Consider the following 19,643-nt stretch of genomic DNA (forward strand, 5'->3'; position numbering starts at 1 on the left):
CTCCTGCAAGTGTGTAGCGGTTATCCATGAAAACCCCCGTCTGGTTCCCCCAAAGTTTTTTCTCCCGCACCCTGTGGCTGGTGCTCATCGTCGTATTGTTTTCCAAGGCATTGACCCTGGTTTATCTGTTGATGAACGAGGACGTGCTGGTGGATCGCCAATACAGTCACGGCGTCGCCCTGACGTTGCGTGCCTACTGGGCCGCCGACGAAGAGAACCGCGCGAAAATCGCCGATGCCGCGACCCTGATCCGCGTGGTCGGTGCCGGTGTGCCGGAAGGCGAACAGCACTGGCCGTACAGCGAAATCTACCAGCGGCAGATGCAGGCGGAACTGGGTGCCGACACCGAAGTGCGCTTGCGCATGCACTCGCCGCCGGCCTTGTGGGTTCGCGCGCCGAGCCTGGGGGATGGCTGGCTGAAAGTCCCGCTGTATCCACACCCGTTGCGTGGCCAGAAAATCTGGAACGTGCTCGGCTGGTTCCTGGCGATCGGCCTGCTGTCCACGGCGTCTGCGTGGATTTTTGTCAGCCAGCTCAACCAGCCACTGAAGCGTCTGGTCTACGCTGCCCGGCAACTCGGCCAGGGCCGCAGCGTGCGCCTGCCTATCAGCGACACCCCCAGCGAAATGGCCGAGGTTTATCGCGCCTTCAACCAGATGGCCGAAGACGTCGAGCAGGCCGGTCGCGAGCGTGAGCTGATGCTGGCGGGGGTATCCCATGACCTGCGGACGCCGCTGACCCGTTTGCGGCTGTCACTGGAGTTGATGGGCGATCGCACCGACCTGACCGACGACATGGTGCGTGACATCGAAGACATGGACGCGATCCTCGACCAGTTCCTCGCCTTCATTCGTGATGGTCGGGACGAGTCGGTGGAGGAGGTGGATCTCAGCGATCTGGTGCGTGAAGTGGCGGCGCCCTATAACCAGACCGAAGAGAAAGTGCGCCTGCGCCTGGAACCGATTCAGCCGTTCCCGCTGCGTCGGGTGTCGATGAAGCGCTTGCTGAACAACCTGATCGGCAACGCGTTGAATCATGCCGGCGGCAGCGTGGACGTCGCGGCCTATGTGTCCGGTGACACCAGTGCGCCGTACGTGGTGCTGAGCGTGATGGACCGTGGAGCGGGGATCGATCCCTCCGAACTTGAGGCGATCTTCAACCCGTTCACCCGTGGCGATCGTGCCCGGGGCGGGAAGGGCACCGGGCTGGGCTTGGCGATCGTGAAGCGGATTGCGTCGATGCACGGCGGCAATGTCGAACTGCGTAACCGCTCCGGTGGCGGGCTGGAAGCGCGGGTCCGGTTGCCGCTGGGATTGATGCTGCCAAGAGATGCCGTTTAACGGCAGCCTCAAGCGGCAAGTTTCAAGCTACAAGCTACAGCGGCTTTTACTCGCCACTTGCAGCTTGTAGCTCGCCGCTGTTTTTTATCCCTTGCCTTTTGTGCGGGTCATGTTCGGCCCGCCATTCTTCTCGAGATGCTCGATGATGATCCCCGCCACGTTCTTGCCCGTGGTGGTTTCGATGCCTTCCAGACCCGGTGACGAGTTCACTTCCATCACCAGCGGCCCGTGGTTGGAGCGCAGGATATCCACACCCGCCACCGCAAGGCCCATGACCTTGGCTGCACGCAACGCGGTCATGCGTTCTTCCGGGGTGATCTTGATCAGGCTGGCGCTGCCGCCCCGGTGCAGGTTGGAGCGGAACTCGCCGGGCTTGGCCTGACGCTTCATCGCCGCGATCACCTTGTCGCCGACCACGAAGCAGCGGATGTCGGCGCCGCCGGCCTCCTTGATGTATTCCTGCACCATGATGTTCTGCTTCAGGCCCATGAACGCCTCGATCACCGACTCTGCCGCCGTCGCGGTTTCACACAACACCACGCCGATGCCCTGGGTGCCTTCCAGCACCTTGATCACCAGCGGCGCACCGTTGACCATGTCGATCAGGTCGGGAATGTCGTCAGGCGAGTGGGCGAACCCGGTCACCGGCAAACCGATGCCCCGGCGCGACAGCAATTGCAGCGAGCGCAGCTTGTCCCGCGAGCGGGCGATGGCCACCGATTCGTTGAGCGGGAACACCCCCATCATTTCAAACTGGCGCAACACCGCACAGCCATAAAACGTCACCGACGCGCCGATCCGCGGGATCACTGCATCGAAACCCTCCAGCGGCTTGCCGCGGTAGTGGATCTGCGGTTTGTGGCTGGCAATGTTCATATAGGCGCGCAAGGTGTCGATCACCACCATTTCATGCCCGCGCTCGGTTCCGGCTTCGACCAGACGGCGGGTGGAATACAGACGCGGGTTCCGCGACAGCACAGCGATCTTCATGCAACACCTGTGGAGGAGGTAGATACCGGGAACACCGGCTTGTCTTGTACATATTTGATGCCCGGATTGACCACCAGCTGGCCGTCGATCAGGGCTTTGGAACCGAGCAACAGGCGATAGCGCATGGACTTGCGGCAGGCGAGGGTGAACTCGATTGGCCAGACCCGGTCACCCAAGGCTAGGGTGGTGCTGATCACGTAGCGCACCTGGGCCTGACCGTTCGAACTCTTGATAGTCTTGCGTGCCACCAGCGGCGCTTCGCATCGCCGATGGCGTAACTGCACGACGGTGCCCAGGTGCGCGGTGAAGCGCACCCACTTCTCGCCGTCACGTTCGAACGGCTCGATGTCGGTGGCATGCAGGCTGGAGGTGCTGGCGCCGGTGTCGATTTTTGCCCGAAGGCCGGCGACTCCCAGATCCGGAAGCGCCACCCACTCGCGCAGACCGATAACGGTCAAATGGTCAAATGTCTTCAATGGAAAAAACCAACGATTAACGCGTCCACGCTTCAGGGGACACCTGGGCTAACGCTTTGAATGCGGGTCTGGCGAACCAGTAACCCTGCATCAGAAATATTCCGCAGTCCGCCAGGAAATCCCGTTCACCCGCACTCTCTATGCCTTCGGCGATGACTGTAACGTCCAACTCCGCACAGATTGTGACAATCCCCCGAACGATAGCCTGACGAACACGGTCACGGTCGATATCGCGGATCAGCGCCATATCGAGCTTGATCAGGTCCGGTTGGAAATCGGCCAGCAGATTGAGCCCCGAATAGCCGGCACCGAAATCGTCGATGGCCGTCTTGAAGCCGAATTCGCGGTATTCACGCAGAATATTGGTCAAATGGCGATAGTTATCTACGTGCTCGCTTTCCAGTGTTTCGAAAATCAGCCGGTCGATCGGGAAATTGTGTTTTCTGGCAGCCTCCAGGGTGCTGCGAATGCATAACTCTGGACGATAGACGGCGTTGGGCATGAAGTTGATCGACAAGTGTGTCTGCATATTAAGCTCGGCTGCGCCTTCGATGGCGCGAGTCCGGCAGAGCTGGTCGAAACGGTAGCGGTTATCTTCTGTAACCTGATCCAACACGGTTAAAGCGCCTTCACCAGCCGCACCACGAACCAGTGCCTCGTAGGCGTACACCGACTCGTCACGCAGATCCACGATGGGCTGATAAGCGAACGAAAAATCGAAGCCCAGCGGCTCGCTTTGCTGGCAGCCCAGGCACCCGGATTTGGGCGAGGTCAATGAAGACGGAAATTTGGTCACTCGATCACTCCATGCCGTTGAACCGGCGAAGATCACAGTTTATCTGGAGGGCCGGATTCTTGCGCCCGACAGAATCGGTAGTACAGTTCCGACTACTGGCTGAACGAGGAATTCATATGGCGCAAAAACAGGAAGAGGACGACAAGGTCCGTCTCGACAAGTGGCTGTGGGCCGCGCGTTTTTTCAAGACTCGCGCTTTGGCCAAGGCTGCCATCGAGAGCGGCAAGGTGCATTGTCGGGGAGAGCGCTGCAAGCCTGGCAAAGAGCCACGCATTGGCGATGAGTTCGAGATCCGCACGGGCTTCGATGAGAAGACCGTTGTGGTTCAGGCCCTGTCGATCGTGCGTCGCGGTGCACCTGAGGCGCAGACGCTGTATGCCGAGACCGAGGCGAGTATTGCCAAGCGTGAAGCGGCTGCGGCGATGCGCAAGGCGGGCGCCTTGGGCGTGACCACCGACGGCAAACCGAGCAAGAAGCAGCGCCGGGATCTGTTTAAATTTCGTGGGAACAGTGGCGGCGAATAAAAAAACGCAGCCTGCCGGCCTGGGTTCAAGACCCGCCGGCGGCTGCGTTTTTTTCAGTAACCGTTGATTACTGCGCGGACACCACACTCATCCGCGAAACCATCGGCAGTTTGCCCAGCAGCCGGAAAACCGGCGCTGTGACCTTCAACCAGAAGTTCGCCGCGTGATAAGCAAACGGCGTGTAGTAACCCCAGCCCAGTGCCCACACCGCCAGCAGCATGCCGCCGATGTAATCGTCCTGGCCCCAATGAGCACCGGCGACCAGACGCGGCAACATGAACAGCAGTGCCAGGCCCCAGATCACCAGAAACTGACCAGCCGTACGGCTGAACACGCCCATGAATAGCGCCCAGATCAGCAGCACCGAGGCGTGGTCACCGGGGAAACTCTGGCTCGAGCGGTCCTTCAGTTCCCAGGTCTTCTCCAGATGCGGGAAGTAATCGCTGATATGCACCGCGCCTTCGAGCACCATCGACGGGCTGCTGTGCTGCCAGCCCATGTGATCGGCGAACTTGGAAAACAGCGCGCGGATCACCACCATCAGCAGCAGGATCGAAAAAAATCCGAAAAAGGCGCGACGCACGTCAATCGCCCTGAACACCCAGTCGCCCTTGATAAGCAGCGCCAGCAGAATCAGGCCGACGACGATGTCGAACGGTCGCAGACTTGCAATTGCCCAGATGTGGAGCCATATGGGGTTGCTGGCCAGCGGTGCATTGAGTGAGCGGAACAGCCACTCGTCGAAAATCACACACAGCATCTGACCCGTAGGCCATAACCAGAAAGCCAGCAGTGCCAATGGCACAACGTTGCACAGAACCAGCCGGCCGAGGTTCCACCTTGATTGGAACAAACCCGGATTGTTCATAAAATGCCTCCCGTGGCTGAACATCGGCATCAAAAAGGATGCCAGAAGCGCGGGATTTTCATTCTTTGTAACCATTTTGTCATCACATTCAGATACCCAGACCTATGACCGATTTCCTCGATACCGATTACACCCAACGCTTCATCTTCGATGACAGCGACACGCGCGGCGAACTGGTGTCGCTGGAGCGCAGCTATGCCGAAGTGCTCGCCAAGCACCCGTACCCGGAGCCGGTTGCGCAATTGCTGGGCGAACTGATGGCTGCCGCGTCGTTGCTGGTGGGCACCCTGAAATTCGATGGCTTGCTGATTCTTCAGGCCCGTTCCGAAGGCCCGATCCCGCTGCTGATGATCGAGTGCTCCAGCGAGCGCGAAATCCGCGGCCTGGCGCGTTATCACGCCGAGCAGATTCCTGCCGACGCGACCCTCGGTGATCTAATGCCGAACGGTGTCCTGGCCTTGACCGTCGACCCGATCGCCGGCCAGCGTTACCAGGGCATCGTCGACCTCGACGGCGAAACCCTGTCCGACTGTTTCACCAACTATTTCGTCATGTCCCAACAGGTCGGCACTCGCTTCAAGCTGTGCGCCGATGGCCGTCGTGCCCGTGGTCTGCTGCTGCAGCAACTGCCGGCCTATCGCCTGAAAGACGAAGAAGAGCGCGCCGCCAGCTGGCAGCACATCACCGCGCTGGGCAACACCCTGACCGCTGATGAACTGTTGAGCCTGGACAACGAAACGGTTCTGCATCGCCTCTACCATGAAGAGCAGGTTCGTCTGTTCGATGTGCAGACACTGCGCTTCCACTGCAGCTGCTCCCGCGAGCGTTCGGGCAATGCACTGGTCAGCCTGGGGCTGGAAGATGCGCAGGCGCTGGTGGCCGAGCAAGGTGGAAAAGTCGAGATCGATTGCCAGTTCTGCAACCAGCGCTACTTGTTCGATGCGGCAGATATCGCTCAATTGTTCGCTGGCGCGGGCGTCGAGACGCCGTCAGATACCCGGCACTAAAACGGTTCAGCGCAGGTAAATTCACTGCACAACGACGGAATAACGCCGTTACGACGGGAGGGCCCTACTCTTTTTGGGCTTTTCTGGCATAATCCGGCCCACTTTTTTCGCGGTAGTAGTGCACGACTTTCTACTACAAAACGTTTGGAGCACACTCGGCCACTGGCCGACGGGGAACCTCATGACGCAAGCCAATAACGCCGTGTACACCGATCTGAGTGTTGATGATCTGGTAAAAGAAGCCCTGAACCGCGGTGAAGGCGAGCTTGCCGATACCGGCGCTCTGGTTGTTCGCACCGGTCACCGCACCGGCCGTTCGCCAGTCGACCGTTTCATCGTTGAAGAGCCTTCCACCCAGGCTGCCATCGCCTGGGGCCCGATCAACCGCAAGTTCCCGGACGACAAGTTCGACGCGCTGTGGGCTCGTGTTGAAGCATTCAACAACGCGCAAGAGCATTTCGTTTCCCACGTGCATGTAGGCGCGGCCGAAGATCACTACCTGGCCGTGAAGATGACCACCCAGACTGCCTGGCAGAACCTGTTCGGTCGTTGCCTGTTCATCAACCCGGCCCAGTACAACCCGGCCGGTCGCGAAGAGTGGCAAGTGCTGAACGTCGCCAACTTCGAGTGCGTGCCAGAGCGTGACGGCACCAACTCCGACGGTTGCGTGATCATCAACTTCGCCCAGAAGAAAGTGCTGATCGCCGGCATGCGTTACGCCGGTGAAATGAAGAAAGCCATGTTCTCCGTGCAGAACTTCCTGCTGCCGGCCGCTGACGTGCTGCCAATGCACTGCGCTGCCAACATCGGCGAAGAAGGCGACGTGACCCTGTTCTTCGGTCTGTCGGGCACCGGCAAGACCACCCTGTCCGCCGACGAAAGCCGTTACCTGATCGGTGACGACGAACACGGCTGGGGCGAAGGCGTTGTCTTCAACATCGAAGGCGGCTGCTACGCCAAGTGCATCGACTTGTCCGAGAAGAACGAGCCGGTCATCTGGAAAGCCATCAAGCACGGCGCGGTACTGGAAAACGTCGTGATCGACGACGCCAAGCACGCCGACTACGCCGATGTCAGCCTGACCCAGAACAGCCGCGCGGCCTACCCGCTGGAGCACGTTGCCAAGCGTTCCGAGAAGAACCTGGGCGGCGAGCCAAACGCTGTGATCTTCCTGACCTGCGACCTGACCGGCGTCCTGCCGCCAGTGTCGATCCTCAACGAAGAACAAGCGGCCTACCACTTCCTGTCCGGCTACACCGCTCTGGTGGGCTCGACTGAAATGGGCTCGGGCAGCGGCATCAAGTCGACCTTCTCCACCTGCTTCGGCGCACCGTTCTTCCCGCGTCCGGCCGGCGAATACGCTGAACTGCTGATCAAGCGCATCCGCGGCTTCGGCTCCAAGGTCTACCTGGTCAACACCGGCTGGACCGGCGGCGGCTACGGCGTCGGCAAACGCTTCAACATCCCGACCACTCGTGCAGTGATCGCAGCGATCCAGAGCGGCGCGCTGATCGGTGCAGCCACCGAGCACCTGGACACCATCAACCTGGACGTGCCACTGGCCGTACCGGGCGTCGAAACCAACCTGCTCAACCCACGCAACACCTGGGCTGACAAGGCTGCGTACGACGAAGCTGCCAAAGCACTGGCCGGTCTGTTCATCGAGAACTTCAAGAAGTTCGAAGTGAGCGACGCGATCAAGGCTGCCGGGCCTAAGTTGTAAGGTTGGGTTTGTAGCGAATGAAAAAGCCGCCTCTTGAGGGCGGCTTTTTTGTGGGTGACGGGTTGGATCTCATTGTCAGATCAACTGCCATTATTCCCGCACAATCCGTGTTAAAGAGCCAGAATAATGCTACTTAAGGAGCCGCGAATCCCCTGAGCATTTTCTCTCCAGCCATCATGGCCATTACCGTCTGGTATGCAGCACTCGTAGTACTTCCACAACATCAACTTTGATTGCGTAGATGATGACGTAGTTTGGAGTGACGACGATTTCGCGGGTACCTTCCGCGATACCTTTTCGGTACAGGGCTGGGTGCTGGCGAGCGCTTTCTCCTTTCAGTTCGAAGGCCTCATCGAGTTCAATCGCTGCAACGGGATTTTCCTGGCTGATACGCTCCATGATGTTGTCTCGGTCATCCAGCGCTTCTTGGCGCCAGACCAACCTCATCAACGTGCTCGCTGACGAAGGGCATCCCGTTTGGCGGCAAATATCCTGCGAGCGTCTTCATCGCTGACGCTGGGTCTTGGGTCATCAATGCTGATTTGTACCTGTTGCTTGACCCATTCTTCATACGCAGCTGCTTCATGAGCTTGTTTCATCGCTTCGGCGCGATCAGGGCGAGCATAGGTTTTTATCTGTAGGGGGTCGTAACTGGAGGCGTCCACATCGAAGTGATTGATGCCCACTCCTTGCAGGTAGGTCACCAGTGTTTCAAGCCGCTTGAACAGACGTACCTGGCCACTGCGTTGTGCGGTCAATGAGTATTCTTTGCTTCCTTGCTGAATCTGAATCGACCAGCCACCGGGTTTGGCGACGATATGTGCGCTACTGATCGAACCGTTCTCAAACAGCCGCGTGAGAGTGCTGTGATCAATGGTTTCAGTGGTCATGAAGGCAAGCCCTTGGTTGAACAATGGCTCCCATCGTACGCAATCAATAATAGTTTGCAAAATTCTGATCCTTAAGTTTCGCGCCGGAGATGTCAGCGTCAGTGTTCGAGATAGGGGCAGACAGTTCTAGCTGTGAACACGCCTGCCGAGGAATTCGTCAGGCCGGCGCTTTCCAGTTGAGCATTCGTTGCTGGGCGACCTGGAGCAGGTCATAGCCGTCTTTGGTGAGAAGGTAGAGCGCGTGCGTGATGTGCGGGATGTCTTCTACGTCGGCGTGTTTGAAGCAGAGGCAGTAGAGGGTTTGCAGCAGGTCGCTTGAGGCGCGCAGGCGCTGGACGGCGCATTCGAGGATGTCTTGCGGGTTGGCTTCGGTGTCGATGACGAGGGGCTTGGTGTCGGTGAGGTTGGAGTCGAGTGGGCGGTAGCGATCGGAGTGGAGCTCGTTCCATGATTTCATTCTTTAGATCCTCAATTGCTTCGAATGAAGCCACCACATCGTGACCAAGCGACTGGAGGCGACTGTGTTCGGGTTGGTCAACCGGTGAGGATCATGCACATACCCGGCACGCTCGAAAGCGTCCCAAACACAGCCACCATAACGCTGCTGGCAATTGAGTGCCGGCAGCATACAGCGGACGCGAATGCATGATCCATTCGGGTGACCAAGCCCGAGTCGCTGAATTGGCAGCGACAGTCACAACTATAGGTTTCAGCCCACTGGCGCCGATAGAAGACAAGGCGCCGCTGCGTGTAGGAACGGGATGCAGATTCCGGCAGGCCGTTCCTACAGTTCAATCACGGTTTTCAACGAATCGCCCGATACCCCTCAACATCCAGCACACTCGTGGTCAGCCCGGTCGCCGGGCTGTAGATCGTGCCTTTCACCGTGGAAAACGGAACGCCTTTGCTCCCCAGCGAAACGTACCGTTCGCCCTGATCCAGCTCGGTGAACCAGGTGTAGGAGCACTTCTCCATCGCCTTGTATTTCGCTGCCGCGTTGACGATGGTGGCGGCATGGTTGCGCAGGTCGGCGTCGGTGAGGTTGAGGTTTTTGTCGAGGGCGGTGCCCCAGCGTTTCAGGCAGACCTCGGCAAAGTGGCGGACGATGAGGCCGGGTTCGGCCAGCACTTTTGGACCACTGTTGCCGTCGGCGGAGGCGTTGCCGACCAGGGTGGCGTGACGGCCGGGCATGGGGAAGATGCTGGTCTTGGTGCCGGTCGCGGTTTGCGGGATGACGCAACTGAAGCCCTTGGAGCGCTCATCCCGCGCATAGAAACCCACATATTCTTTTACGTTGCTGTTGAGCTTTACCCGTTGGTCCTGAAAGTTGCCAATACCTGGTACCGGGTCGATGGCAAAGATATTCACTGGAATGTTTTTCAGTGCACTGTCGTTGAACATGGCATTGGCCAGCATATGGCAACTGATACCGCCGCGGCTCCAGCCCACCAGATTGACTTTTGTTGGAATAACACCGTCCTTGCGAAAGGTTTTAATAATCTGTTCCTGTAACTTCTGTTGCGTGACGCTGCGATCGCCATAGTAATATTTGCGCCACAGCCAGGAACCTTCGACTTTTACATCTTCAATCGGAATGCCGGCGGCTTTTAGGCGGTTGTATTCCGCCTCTGTCAGTTTTTCGCGCTGCCAGTCGCACTTGCCTTTGATGATGTTCATCGCGTGCAGGACGTTTTCCTCCCAACCCTTGCCGAACAAGGTCCCGCTGAGGCCGTAGTCCTTGGATTGGGTGAACAGTTCATCAGCTTGCAGGTTGCTGGTGCCGGGGCCATCGACCACGATCCATTCGGCGAACTCGCGACCGACGTGATGAGAGGCAAGTGTGGAGACCAATTCACCGTCCCAATAGTTTTCGTGGGTGTCATCAAACTTCGTCGAACCTGTACCGCAAAAGAAAATAGTCAGCGTAGTCATGTTGTTGCTCTTGGTTGATGTAAGAGCAAACAGGCTAGTTCCGATCTTTGTTGTAATGGAAGTGATGGGTTGTTGCGAGCTTTGTAAGTTGCTCAGCTGGCTTTAACTATTTATTCGTTGTCTGGCAACTTCCAACAAGTCACAGCCGTCCTGCGTCAGCAGATAAAGCGCATTGACGATGTTGGGGATGTCTTTCACGTCGGCTTGTTTGAAACACAAGCAGTAAAGAGTTTCCAGCAGATCACTGGCGGCACGCAGGCGTTGATCGGCGGCATTGAGCAAATCACCCGGTGCTGCTGCGGTGTCGATGACCATGACCGGGTTGTCGCCGTCGCAGGTCTTGAGAGGGCGAAAACGAGTATTCAGCGGTGTGAACATGTTCATGATTGAGGCGTGTCCTTTACGAAGTCGCTTCGGCGGGCCGACACAGTGTTTTCAGTTGCGCCGGCCACTATAGAAGGGCGTCGTCGAGTGGGACAAGACAGCCACAATGGACAGAATTCGTAGGGGTTTTTCCGGGGTTCGGGCATTTGCCCTACGCGTTTTTGCGGCTTTTTCACAGCCAAACCCTGATGGGCGAAATTTCCTACGTGTTTGTCGGGCGATTCCCGTTAAACATCTGTATGGTGCGCGCCAGAATCCGTGGGGTGTTTCCAAACGTCCGACACAGACTTAAAGGGAATTGGGTATGCAGTGGCTAAGAATGGCCTCGATCGTTTTGCTATGGGCCAGTGGTTGTCGTTTGACGTTGGCCTCCGAGGCGGGCAATGGGCTGGTGCTCACGCAAGTGGAGCGCACCGAATGGCCGGACGCACTCACGACCCAGGCCAGCATCGACACGGCGTCCCGCGCCGAAGTGCTGATGTTCGGCAAGGCACTGCTGGCCAGCGAAGGCCTGGATGAGTCCGGGCTGAAACAACGTCTGGGCGTGCCGCATGTGCAGCTCAAGTCGATCCGCCAGGTGCGTGACGGCCTATGGGATCGTTTGCTCACCACCTATCGCAACGCCAGCCAGAACTGCGACGAGCAAGCGTTCTGTCCTCGGGTGCGCAGTGTCGCCGACCTGCGTCAGTTGGCGGCGGCATTCACTGGTGATATCAGCCCGGCCCATGCACTGTGGGCCAGCAAAAGTCAGGGCGCGCATGAGCAGCTATTGAACGAGCAATTGCGAGTGGCGGTGTTGCAGCCGTAGTCCCGCCGTCACAGTCCCGCCGTCACGACGTTGGCCAAAGGCTGGAGGTCGTCGGGTATCATCCCGTATCGATTTGACCCCGACCTTTTCTCGACGCGCTGCGATCGCCCGCTAGGCTGTTGGCATCACAGCGGTCAACGGAGTGACAGCGAATGCACAACACCCTGGAACAGGTTTTCGGTTATCCACAGTTTCGACCCGGTCAGGAGGCCGCAATCAGCGCCGTTCTCGCCGGGCGCTCGGCCGCCGCGATATTTCCCACCGGCTCCGGCAAGTCCCTTTGTTACCAGGTGCCGGCACTCCTGCTGCCACACCTGACGCTGGTGGTCTCGCCGCTGCTGGCGCTGATGCAGGATCAACTCGAGTTTTTGCGACGACACGGGATTTCGGCAGGCAGCATCGATTCGGCGCAGAGCCGCGAAGATGCCAATGATGTGATGGCACGTGCCCGTTCCGGCGAACTGAAGATCCTGATGATTTCCGTGGAGCGCTTGAAGAACGAGCGCTTTCGCAATTTTTTGCAGCAGGTGCCGATCTCGCTGCTGGTGGTGGATGAGGCGCACTGCATTTCCGAATGGGGCCACAACTTCCGCCCCGACTACCTCAAACTGCCGGACTACCAGCGCCAGTTCAACATCCCGCAAACCCTGCTGCTGACTGCCACGGCAACGCCGAAAGTGATCGCCGACATGCAGGCGAAATTCGCCATCGCGGCAGAAGATGTGGTGACCACCGGTTTCTATCGACCCAACCTCAATCTGCTGGTCGAGCCGGTGCGTGGGCAGGACAAGCGCCGACGGCTGGTGGAGTGGATGAGCGAGCGCGCGGGGCAGCCGAGCATCGTCTACGTCACGCTGCAGAAAACCGCCGAGCAGATTGCCGAACATCTTGAGCGCAATGGCATTCAGGCCGAGGCTTATCACGCCGGTTTGCCCCATGAGCAACGGGACGGGATCCAGAAGCGCTTCATGGGCGGGCAGTCCAATTGCATCGTCGCCACCATTGCGTTCGGCATGGGCATCGACAAGAGCGACATCCGCAACGTGGTGCATTTCGACCTGCCCAAATCCATCGAAAACTACAGCCAGGAAATCGGTCGCGCCGGACGTGACGGGCAGCCGTCCGACTGCCTGGTGCTGGCCAACCGCGACAGCCTCAACGTGCTGGAAAACTTCGTGTATGGCGACACGCCGGAACAGGACGGCATTCGTCATGTGCTCGACGAGTTGCAGGCCGCCGCGCCCGAAGGCCAATGGGAATTTCTGCTCGGGCCGCTGGCGGACCAGAGCAACATTCGTTCGTTGCCTCTGAAGACGTTGCTGGTGCAGCTTGAGCTGCGAGGACTGATTGCCCCGCGCCACGCGTACTACGCCGAATACCGTTTCAAATACTTGCTGGAGCCCGAGGCGTTGCTTGAGCGTTTCGAGGGCGAGCGAAAGGATTTCGTCGCCGCGATCATCCAGACCTCAAGCCGCGCGCGCACCTGGGTCACGGTGAATTTCGAGGCGATGTACGAGCAGTATTCAGCCGAGCGCAACCGGGTGGTGAAGGCGCTGGATTACTTTCAGGAAAAGGGCTGGGTCGAGCTTGAGAGCAAGCAAATGACCGAGGTCTACAACGTCCTGCGCGGCGATTTCGACAGCCAGGCGCTGAGCGCTGAACTGCATGACTATTTCACCCGCCATGAGCAAACCGAATTGGCTCGGATTCACGCCATGCTCGAGCTGTTCGCCACCGAGCGATGCCTCGGATATCGGCTGGCCGAATATTTTGGCGATCACAATGCACCGCAGCAGTGCGGACATTGCTCGGTGTGTCACGGGCAGGTCGCGCGGCTGCCGGCACCTCCGGAATTGCCGTCGCTTGTGGATAAGAATTTTGCGGCGTTGTGTGGCGATTTTATCCACAGGCACCAGCAGCACGCTGGCAGCGCTCCGTCGGCGGAGCGGTTGACCCGGTTCCTGTGTGGAATCAGCGTGCCGTTGTTTACCAGGCTCAAGGCCCGGGCCATTTCCGGGTTTGCGGCGCTGGAAGAATATCCCTACGCGGAGGTTCGGGCCTGGGCTCAGGCGCATCTTTGAATCTCGAATCCATCTGCTGAATGTCGATCATCACGGCAATGAACTTCAAAAATGCCCGGTGGCTGACTATGGTGATGGCTGTCTTCGGATCGCCAACAAGAGAACAACATGAGCCAGACATCCTTCGCTATTCAGCAGGCCGCCGTGATCGGCGCCGGCACCATGGGCCGCGGCATCGTCATGTGCCTGGCCAACGCCGGCGTGTCGGTGCAGTGGGTCGATAACAATCCACAGATGCTCGAGCAGGCGCTGGCCACCGTGGCCGATACCTACGCGCACAACGTGCGACAGGGGCGGATCGACCAGGCAGAGGCCGATGCGCGGATCGCCCGTGTCAGTGCGGCGCCGGACTATGTGGCGATCCGCAACGTCGACCTGGTGATCGAAGCGGTGTACGAAAACCTCGAACTCAAGCAGAAGATCTTCCGCGAGCTCGATGGCGTGCTGAAGCCCGAAGCGCTGTTGGCGAGCAATACTTCGGCGCTGGACATCGACGCCATTGCCGCCGCGACACGGCGTCCGACTCAAGTGCTGGGCCTGCATTTCTTCAGCCCGGCGCACATCATGAAGTTGCTGGAAATAGTCCGTGGCGCGCAGACATCACCGGCTGTGCTTGAGGCTGCACTTGAGCTGGGCAAGCGCATGGGCAAGGTCAGTGTGGTGTCGGGCAACTGCCACGGTTTTATCGGCAACCGCATGCTCCATCCGTATGTGCTCGAAGCGCGCAAGATGTTGCTCGAAGGGGCGTATCCGCATCAGGTCGATGCGGCGTTGCAGAGTTTCGGTTTCGCCATGGGGCCGTTTCGCATGTACGACGTGGTCGGCATCGATCTCGAGTGGCGTGCTCGCGAACTGGCCGGCAAGGGGCAGGACGCGCCCGAAGTTCAGGTCGATAACCGCTTGTGCGAACAGGGTCGCTTCGGTCAGAAGTCCGGCAACGGTTATTACCACTACGAGCCGGGCAGTCGTCAGGCCGAGCATGATCCCGAGGTCGATGCGCTGGTGATGAGCGTCAGCGAAGGGTTGGGATTTCATCGGCGGGATATCGGCTCGGAGGAGATCCTTGAGCGGTGCCTGCTGGCGTTGGTCAACGAGGGCGCGAAGATCCTGCAGGAAGGGATTGCCGAGTCGGCGCATGACATCGATCAGGTTTATCTGAATGGCTACGGCTTCCCGGCGGAGCGGGGCGGGCCGATGGCCTGGGCGGATGATCAGGGTCTGGCCGACATTCATAAACGGCTGCTGGCGCTGGAGGCCCGGCAGGGCGATCACTGGCGGCCGGCGCCATTGATCGGCGAGCTGGCGGCGCGAGGCAAGGGTTTTTACCTTTAGACTGGGCAGATCACTCCAGGAATCGACACTGATGTCCAACCCGATGCCGCAACGCAGCGATTACCCGCACTTCCAGCCGATCACCACGCGCTGGCATGACAACGACGCCTACGGCCACGTCAACAACGTCACCTATTACAGCTTCTTCGACACGGCGGTGAACACTTACCTGATTCAGGTCGGAGGGCTGGATATCCATGACGGCGAGGTGGTGGGATTTGTGGTGAGTTCGTCCTGCGACTACTTCGCTTCGATCGCTTTTCCGGATCGAATCGAGATTGGCCTGCGGGTCGGCAAGCTGGGCAACAGTTCGGTGCAATACGAACTGGCGGTGTTCAAGGAAGGAGAACAGGAAGCCTGTGCCGCCGGGCGCTTCGTGCATGTATTCGTCGACCGGGCATCCAATCAGCCGGTGTCGATTCCGGCCCGATTGCGCGAAGCGCTGGAACGCCTGACGGTGTGACGGACAAAAAAAATCGCAGCCCGGGGGAGCTGCGATCTGGGGGTATCAGCTAACGAGGCCAGGCCTCAGTCGCGATAGTAGCGGTGGTGCTTGCGATGGCCATAGGCATGGCCACGACCTGGGTGACGGTCACGGTAGTAGCGACGATCATCATGGCGACGATCGTAATGACGATCATCGTCATCGCTCTTGTTGCCCATGTAGTTGCCCAGCGCGCCACCCGCGCCGCCGCCGGCTGCTGCGCCGATCAGGCTGCCGGTGGTGCCGCCCATGCTGCGGCCGACCACGTTGCCGCCGGCTGCGCCCAGCGCACCGCCGATGGCTGCTTCGCCACGGCTGCGCTTGTCGGCGCCCACCGCACTACCACCCGCGCCGCCCAGGGCTGCGCCAATGGTTGAACCTGTACTGCCGCCTAACGATTGACCGACGACCGAGCCAAGAACCCCGCCCAATGCGCCGCCCACACCTGCTTCGGTGGTGCCTCCGGCAGAAGCGAAGCCACTGACCAGGCCAAGGGACAACAAGAGAATCGAGGAGAACTTCATAGAGGAGCCTCAAAGGGATGACGGCGCGATCCTGAGGCTCTGGAATGGGCGTGACAATCGAAATCCGACGAATAGCACGACCTGTATACAATTCTGCAAGTTGCTGATTTTTGGGCGGAACTTAACGGTTTTTCGCCGGTCTTTATCTACTTCGGACAGGCCGCTTTGATCACAAAGCGGCCTTTTTTGTGGGCGTTTGAAAAGTGTCGGCGAGATCTATCGAGTCTGACTTTCGGACGCGGAGCGTTCTTGGCTGCGCTCCCACGCAGAGCGTGGGAGCGATCAGAATCAGGCCGACTTGGCCATGATCAGCCCCGTCTCACTCGCCGCTTCCAACCGGATAGCGATGAATTTCGACGTCGGCGTATGGCTGCCATCGCCGGTGCTCTCCAGCGGCACCAACGGGTTCACTTCAGGGTAATAAGCCGCCGCCTGCCCCGCCGGGATATCGAACGCCAGCAGCGTGAAGCCCTTCACCCGACGCTCGCGACCATCGTCCCACAGCGACACGATGTCAGCCTTCTGCCCCGGTTTGAAGCCCAGGCGAATGATGTCCGCCTCGTTGGCGAACAGCACATCACGTTGCCCCTTCACCCCGCGATAGCGGTCGTCGAGACCATAAATCGTGGTGTTGTACTGATCGTGGGAACGCATCGATTGCAGGATCAGATCCGGCAGTTTGCCGGTAGCGCGAGTTCGCTCGTGGATCAGGTCCTTGGGCAGCATGTTCGGCTTGAAGTTGGCCCGGCCCGACGTGGTGTTCCACTTGCGCGCGCCGGCGCTGTTGCCGAGGTAGAAGCCGCCCGGGTTCTTGACCTTCTCGTTGAAGTCCTTGAAGCCCGGAATGGTGTCGGCGATCAGTTCGCGGATGCGCCGGTAGTCGGCCACCAGCCAGTTCCAGTCCACCGGTTTGCTGCCCAGGGTGGCGGCGGCAATGCCGGCGATGATCGACGGCTCCGAGCGCATCTGGTTCGACAGCGGCTGCAACTGGCCGTTGGAGGCGTGCACCATGCTGAACGAGTCTTCCACGGTGACGGCTTGCGGGCCTTCGGTCTGGATATCGATGTCGGTACGACCCAGGCACGGCAGGATCAGCGCGTCCTTGCCGTGGGCCAGGTGGCTGCGATTAAGCTTGGTGCTGATCTGCACCGTCAGGTCACAGTTACTCAGGGCCTGGAAGGTGCGCGGGCTGTCCGGCGTGGCCTGGGCGAAGTTGCCGCCCAGACCGATAAACACCTTGGCGCGACCTTCGGCCATCGCGTGAATCGCTTCGACCACGTTGTGCCCGTTGTGACGTGGCACCTTGAACTGGAAGCGGCGCTCGAGGGAATCAAGGAACGCCACCGGCGGACGTTCGTTGATGCCCATGGTGCGGTCGCCCTGCACGTTACTGTGGCCGCGTACCGGGCACAGACCGGCGCCGGGTTTGCCAATGTTGCCGCGCAGCAGCATCAGGTTGGCGATCTCCTGGATGGTCGGCACCGAGTGGCGATGCTGGGTGATGCCCATCGCCCAGCACATGATCACGTTCTTGCCTTTGGCGTACATGCGCGCCGCTTGCTCGATTTCCACCAGGGTCAGGCCGGACTGGGTGACGATCTGCTCCCACGGTGTGTCATCGACGACGCCGAGGTATTCCAGCACATTGACGCTGTGTTCATTGAGGAAGTCGTGATCGAACACCGCCGGTGCGCCGGCCTTCTGCGCCTCGCGTTCCCATTGCAGCAGGAACTTGGCCATGCCGCGCAGCACCGCCATGTCGCCGCCCAGCGCCGGGCGGAAATACGCGGTGTTGGTCGGCTTGTCGCCGTTGGTGAGCATTTCGATCGGATGCTGTGGATGCTGGAAACGTTCCAGACCCCGCTCTTTCAGCGGGTTGACGCACACTACCTGGGCGCCGCGTTTGACTGCTTCGCGCAGCGGTTCGAGCATGCGCGGGTGGTTGGTGCCCGGGTTCTGGCCCCAGACGAAAATCGCATCGGCGTGTTCGAAGTCGTCGAAGGTCACGGTGCCTTTGCCGACACCGACGCTTTGCGCCAGCGCCACGCCGCTGGCCTCGTGGCACATGTTCGAGCAGTCGGGGAAGTTGTTGGTGCCGAAGGCGCGCACGAACAGTTGATACAGGTACGCCGCTTCATTGCTGGCGCGGCCGGAGGTGTAGAACTCGGCCTGATCCGGACTCGACAGCGCTCGCAGGTGTTTGCCGATCAGCGCGTAGGCATCGTCCCAGCCGATCGGCTTGTAGCGATCGGTTTCGGCGTCATACACCACTGGCTCGGTCAGGCGACCCTGATATTCGAGCCAGTAGTCGCTCTGTTCGAGCAACGCGGTGACGCTGTGCTTGGCGAAGAATTTGCCGTCCACCCGGCGCTTGGTCGCTTCCCAGTTCACCGCCTTGGCGCCGTTCTCGCAGAACTTGACCATGCCGCTTTCCGGCGAATCGCCCCAGGCGCAGCCCGGGCAGTCGAAGCCGCCGTTCTGGTTGGTCTTGAGCATCATGCGCAGGTTTTTCAGGGCGTTGTCGCTGGTCAGCCAGGCCTGGGCCACGCTGATCAGTGCGCCCCAGCCGCCGGCTGCGCCCTTGTAAGGCTTGTAGCGTGGGACGGGTTTCTGGTCGGCTTGATGGTGTTGGCTCACGGGTGTTTCTCCATTTCTGGGCTATACACCCGCGGCGCGTTCTTTTGCGGCAGGTGGATGAGATTGAGGTTGTGGCGTCGGGCCCATTGCACGGCGAGGCCGGTGGGCGCGGACAGGCTGACCAGGGTCTGAATCCCGGCCCGCAGGACTTTCTGGATCAATTCGAGGCTGCAACGGCTGGTGACAATTGCCAGGCCGCCGGCTGTGGATATCTTTTGCCGGATCAGACCGCCAATCAGCTTGTCGAGGGCGTTGTGCCGGCCGATGTCTTCGCGGCCCAGCAGCAATTCACCGCTGGCGTTCATGAACACCGCCGCGTGCACCGCACCGCAATGCTGGCCGAGCGGCTGAAAAGCGCCGATGTGCTGGCGCAGACCGTCGAGCCATTCGATGGGCGGCAAGGGGGCGCCGGGTAAAACCTTGAGGTCAGGCAGCGCCTGCTCTACCGCTTCCACGCCGCACAACCCGCAACCGCTGGTGCCGGCCAGTTGCCGACGCTGCTGTTTGAGGTTCCAGAAAGCGCGGTTGGCGATGGTCACTTGCGCGTATTGCGCCGAGCCCGAGCCGGTCAGTTGCAGGTCGTAGATGTCCGAGGCGTCTTCGATGATGCCGCTGCCGAGGCTGAAACCGACGATGAAGTCTTCAAGGTCGGTCGGCGTCACCAGCATCACGGCCTGACTGATGCCGTTGTAGGCAATCGCCAACGCGACTTCTTCGGCCAGCGCGGTGCTGGCCGATTCCGCGAGGGGGAGATCGCTGTAGCTGTAGGTCTGACTGGCGGCTGGCGCGGGCGTTTCGAGAGCAGGCGCCGCGCAGGCCGGGCGCTTGGCGTTCATGGCATCACCGA

At 59.8% G+C, this 19,643-nt stretch carries 20 protein-coding genes; 8 read left to right on the forward strand and 12 right to left on the reverse strand.

Annotated elements, in window-relative coordinates:
* The first annotated feature begins 26 nt into the window (after window positions 1-26).
* Entirely contained in the window at window positions 27-1,340 is a 1,314-nt protein-coding gene (locus tag L6D82_RS00275; protein WP_007952691.1) for an ATP-binding protein, read from the forward strand.
* Between the two features lie 84 nt (window positions 1,341-1,424).
* Here L6D82_RS00275 and rimK read toward each other — a convergent pair whose 3' ends face one another.
* The 3 genes from rimK to rimA are packed head-to-tail and all read right to left on the reverse strand — an operon-like array spanning window position 1,425 to window position 3,602.
* The gene (gene rimK / locus L6D82_RS00280; protein WP_007949201.1) at window positions 1,425-2,330 is read right to left on the reverse strand and encodes a 30S ribosomal protein S6--L-glutamate ligase; all 906 of its coding nucleotides are present in this window, start codon (window positions 2,328-2,330) and stop codon (window positions 1,425-1,427) included.
* On the reverse strand, window positions 2,327-2,806 hold the full coding sequence (rimB, locus tag L6D82_RS00285; RefSeq protein WP_011331964.1) for a retropepsin-like aspartic endopeptidase RimB: 480 nt from the start codon (window positions 2,804-2,806) through the stop codon (window positions 2,327-2,329). Before rimB ends, rimK begins: the two co-directional genes overlap by 4 nt.
* A 16-nt stretch (window positions 2,807-2,822) precedes the next feature.
* Entirely contained in the window at window positions 2,823-3,602 is a 780-nt protein-coding gene (rimA, locus tag L6D82_RS00290) for a S6 modification regulatory phosphodiesterase RimA (RefSeq protein WP_007952688.1), read from the reverse strand.
* A gap of 116 nt (window positions 3,603-3,718) precedes the next feature.
* Between rimA and L6D82_RS00295 the strand changes: the two genes are divergently transcribed.
* Window positions 3,719-4,126 (forward strand): RNA-binding S4 domain-containing protein, encoded by a 408-nt coding sequence (locus L6D82_RS00295; RefSeq protein WP_129974195.1) that lies wholly within the window; start codon window positions 3,719-3,721, stop codon window positions 4,124-4,126.
* A gap of 67 nt (window positions 4,127-4,193) precedes the next feature.
* On the opposite strand, the gene L6D82_RS00300 is transcribed toward L6D82_RS00295, so the two are convergent.
* Window positions 4,194-4,994 (reverse strand): phosphatase PAP2 family protein, encoded by an 801-nt coding sequence (locus L6D82_RS00300; protein ID WP_085746342.1) that lies wholly within the window; start codon window positions 4,992-4,994, stop codon window positions 4,194-4,196.
* A gap of 104 nt (window positions 4,995-5,098) precedes the next feature.
* Here L6D82_RS00300 and hslO point away from each other — a divergent pair, with 104 nt between their 5' ends.
* Together hslO and L6D82_RS00310 are read left to right on the forward strand one after the other, a co-directional pair.
* Window positions 5,099-6,001, forward strand: coding sequence for an Hsp33 family molecular chaperone HslO (hslO, locus tag L6D82_RS00305; protein WP_236187807.1), 903 nt, complete (start codon window positions 5,099-5,101; stop codon window positions 5,999-6,001).
* Window positions 6,002-6,182: 181 nt separating this feature from the next.
* Complete coding sequence (locus L6D82_RS00310) at window positions 6,183-7,724, forward strand: phosphoenolpyruvate carboxykinase (RefSeq protein WP_236187808.1); 1,542 nt, start codon at window positions 6,183-6,185, stop codon at window positions 7,722-7,724.
* A gap of 183 nt (window positions 7,725-7,907) precedes the next feature.
* On the opposite strand, the gene L6D82_RS00315 is transcribed toward L6D82_RS00310, so the two are convergent.
* The 5 genes from L6D82_RS00315 to L6D82_RS00335 all read right to left on the reverse strand — a co-directional run bounded on the left by L6D82_RS00315 (window position 7,908) and on the right by L6D82_RS00335 (window position 10,930).
* Window positions 7,908-8,171, reverse strand: a complete 264-nt coding sequence (locus L6D82_RS00315) for a type II toxin-antitoxin system RelE/ParE family toxin (RefSeq protein ID WP_236187810.1) — start codon at window positions 8,169-8,171, stop codon at window positions 7,908-7,910.
* Window positions 8,171-8,614 carry a hypothetical protein gene (locus L6D82_RS00320; RefSeq protein ID WP_039764743.1) on the reverse strand — a complete coding sequence of 148 codons (444 nt, stop codon included), beginning with the start codon at window positions 8,612-8,614 and terminating at the stop codon, window positions 8,171-8,173. Before L6D82_RS00320 ends, L6D82_RS00315 begins: the two co-directional genes overlap by 1 nt.
* Before the next feature lie 157 nt (window positions 8,615-8,771).
* Window positions 8,772-9,071 carry a hypothetical protein gene (locus tag L6D82_RS00325; RefSeq protein ID WP_007952679.1) on the reverse strand — a complete coding sequence of 100 codons (300 nt, stop codon included), beginning with the start codon at window positions 9,069-9,071 and terminating at the stop codon, window positions 8,772-8,774.
* A 347-nt stretch (window positions 9,072-9,418) separates the two neighbouring features.
* On the reverse strand, window positions 9,419-10,546 hold the full coding sequence (locus L6D82_RS00330; protein WP_236187813.1) for a hypothetical protein: 1,128 nt from the start codon (window positions 10,544-10,546) through the stop codon (window positions 9,419-9,421).
* A 102-nt stretch (window positions 10,547-10,648) separates the two neighbouring features.
* Window positions 10,649-10,930: a hypothetical protein gene (locus L6D82_RS00335; RefSeq protein ID WP_007952677.1), complete on the reverse strand. Its 282-nt coding sequence runs from the start codon at window positions 10,928-10,930 to the stop codon at window positions 10,649-10,651.
* A gap of 304 nt (window positions 10,931-11,234) precedes the next feature.
* Here L6D82_RS00335 and L6D82_RS00340 point away from each other — a divergent pair, with 304 nt between their 5' ends.
* The 4 genes from L6D82_RS00340 to L6D82_RS00355 all read left to right on the forward strand — a co-directional run bounded on the left by L6D82_RS00340 (window position 11,235) and on the right by L6D82_RS00355 (window position 15,614).
* Window positions 11,235-11,738 carry a polysaccharide deacetylase gene (locus L6D82_RS00340; protein WP_236187815.1) on the forward strand — a complete coding sequence of 168 codons (504 nt, stop codon included), beginning with the start codon at window positions 11,235-11,237 and terminating at the stop codon, window positions 11,736-11,738.
* Between the two features lie 152 nt (window positions 11,739-11,890).
* Window positions 11,891-13,819, forward strand: coding sequence for a RecQ family ATP-dependent DNA helicase (locus tag L6D82_RS00345; RefSeq protein ID WP_236187817.1), 1,929 nt, complete (start codon window positions 11,891-11,893; stop codon window positions 13,817-13,819).
* 108 nt (window positions 13,820-13,927) lie between these two features.
* Window positions 13,928-15,151, forward strand: coding sequence for a 3-hydroxyacyl-CoA dehydrogenase (locus tag L6D82_RS00350; protein WP_236187822.1), 1,224 nt, complete (start codon window positions 13,928-13,930; stop codon window positions 15,149-15,151).
* Window positions 15,152-15,182: 31 nt separating this feature from the next.
* Window positions 15,183-15,614: an acyl-CoA thioesterase gene (locus tag L6D82_RS00355; RefSeq protein WP_011331977.1), complete on the forward strand. Its 432-nt coding sequence runs from the start codon at window positions 15,183-15,185 to the stop codon at window positions 15,612-15,614.
* Between the two features lie 65 nt (window positions 15,615-15,679).
* Here L6D82_RS00355 and L6D82_RS00360 read toward each other — a convergent pair whose 3' ends face one another.
* From L6D82_RS00360 to fdhD, 3 genes are all read right to left on the reverse strand, one after another.
* Window positions 15,680-16,159 (reverse strand): glycine zipper domain-containing protein, encoded by a 480-nt coding sequence (locus L6D82_RS00360; protein WP_011331978.1) that lies wholly within the window; start codon window positions 16,157-16,159, stop codon window positions 15,680-15,682.
* Window positions 16,160-16,447: 288 nt separating this feature from the next.
* A complete protein-coding gene (locus L6D82_RS00365; protein ID WP_102687836.1) occupies window positions 16,448-18,796 on the reverse strand; it encodes an FdhF/YdeP family oxidoreductase in 2,349 nt (782 codons plus the stop codon).
* Window positions 18,793-19,632: a formate dehydrogenase accessory sulfurtransferase FdhD gene (gene fdhD, locus L6D82_RS00370; RefSeq protein WP_085746349.1), complete on the reverse strand. Its 840-nt coding sequence runs from the start codon at window positions 19,630-19,632 to the stop codon at window positions 18,793-18,795. Before fdhD ends, L6D82_RS00365 begins: the two co-directional genes overlap by 4 nt.
* Window positions 19,633-19,643: the final 11 nt, after the last annotated feature.

The sequence above is a fragment of the Pseudomonas paraglycinae genome, assembly GCF_021601625.1.
In the GTDB taxonomy this organism is placed as follows: Bacteria; Pseudomonadota; Gammaproteobacteria; order Pseudomonadales; family Pseudomonadaceae; genus Aquipseudomonas; species Aquipseudomonas paraglycinae.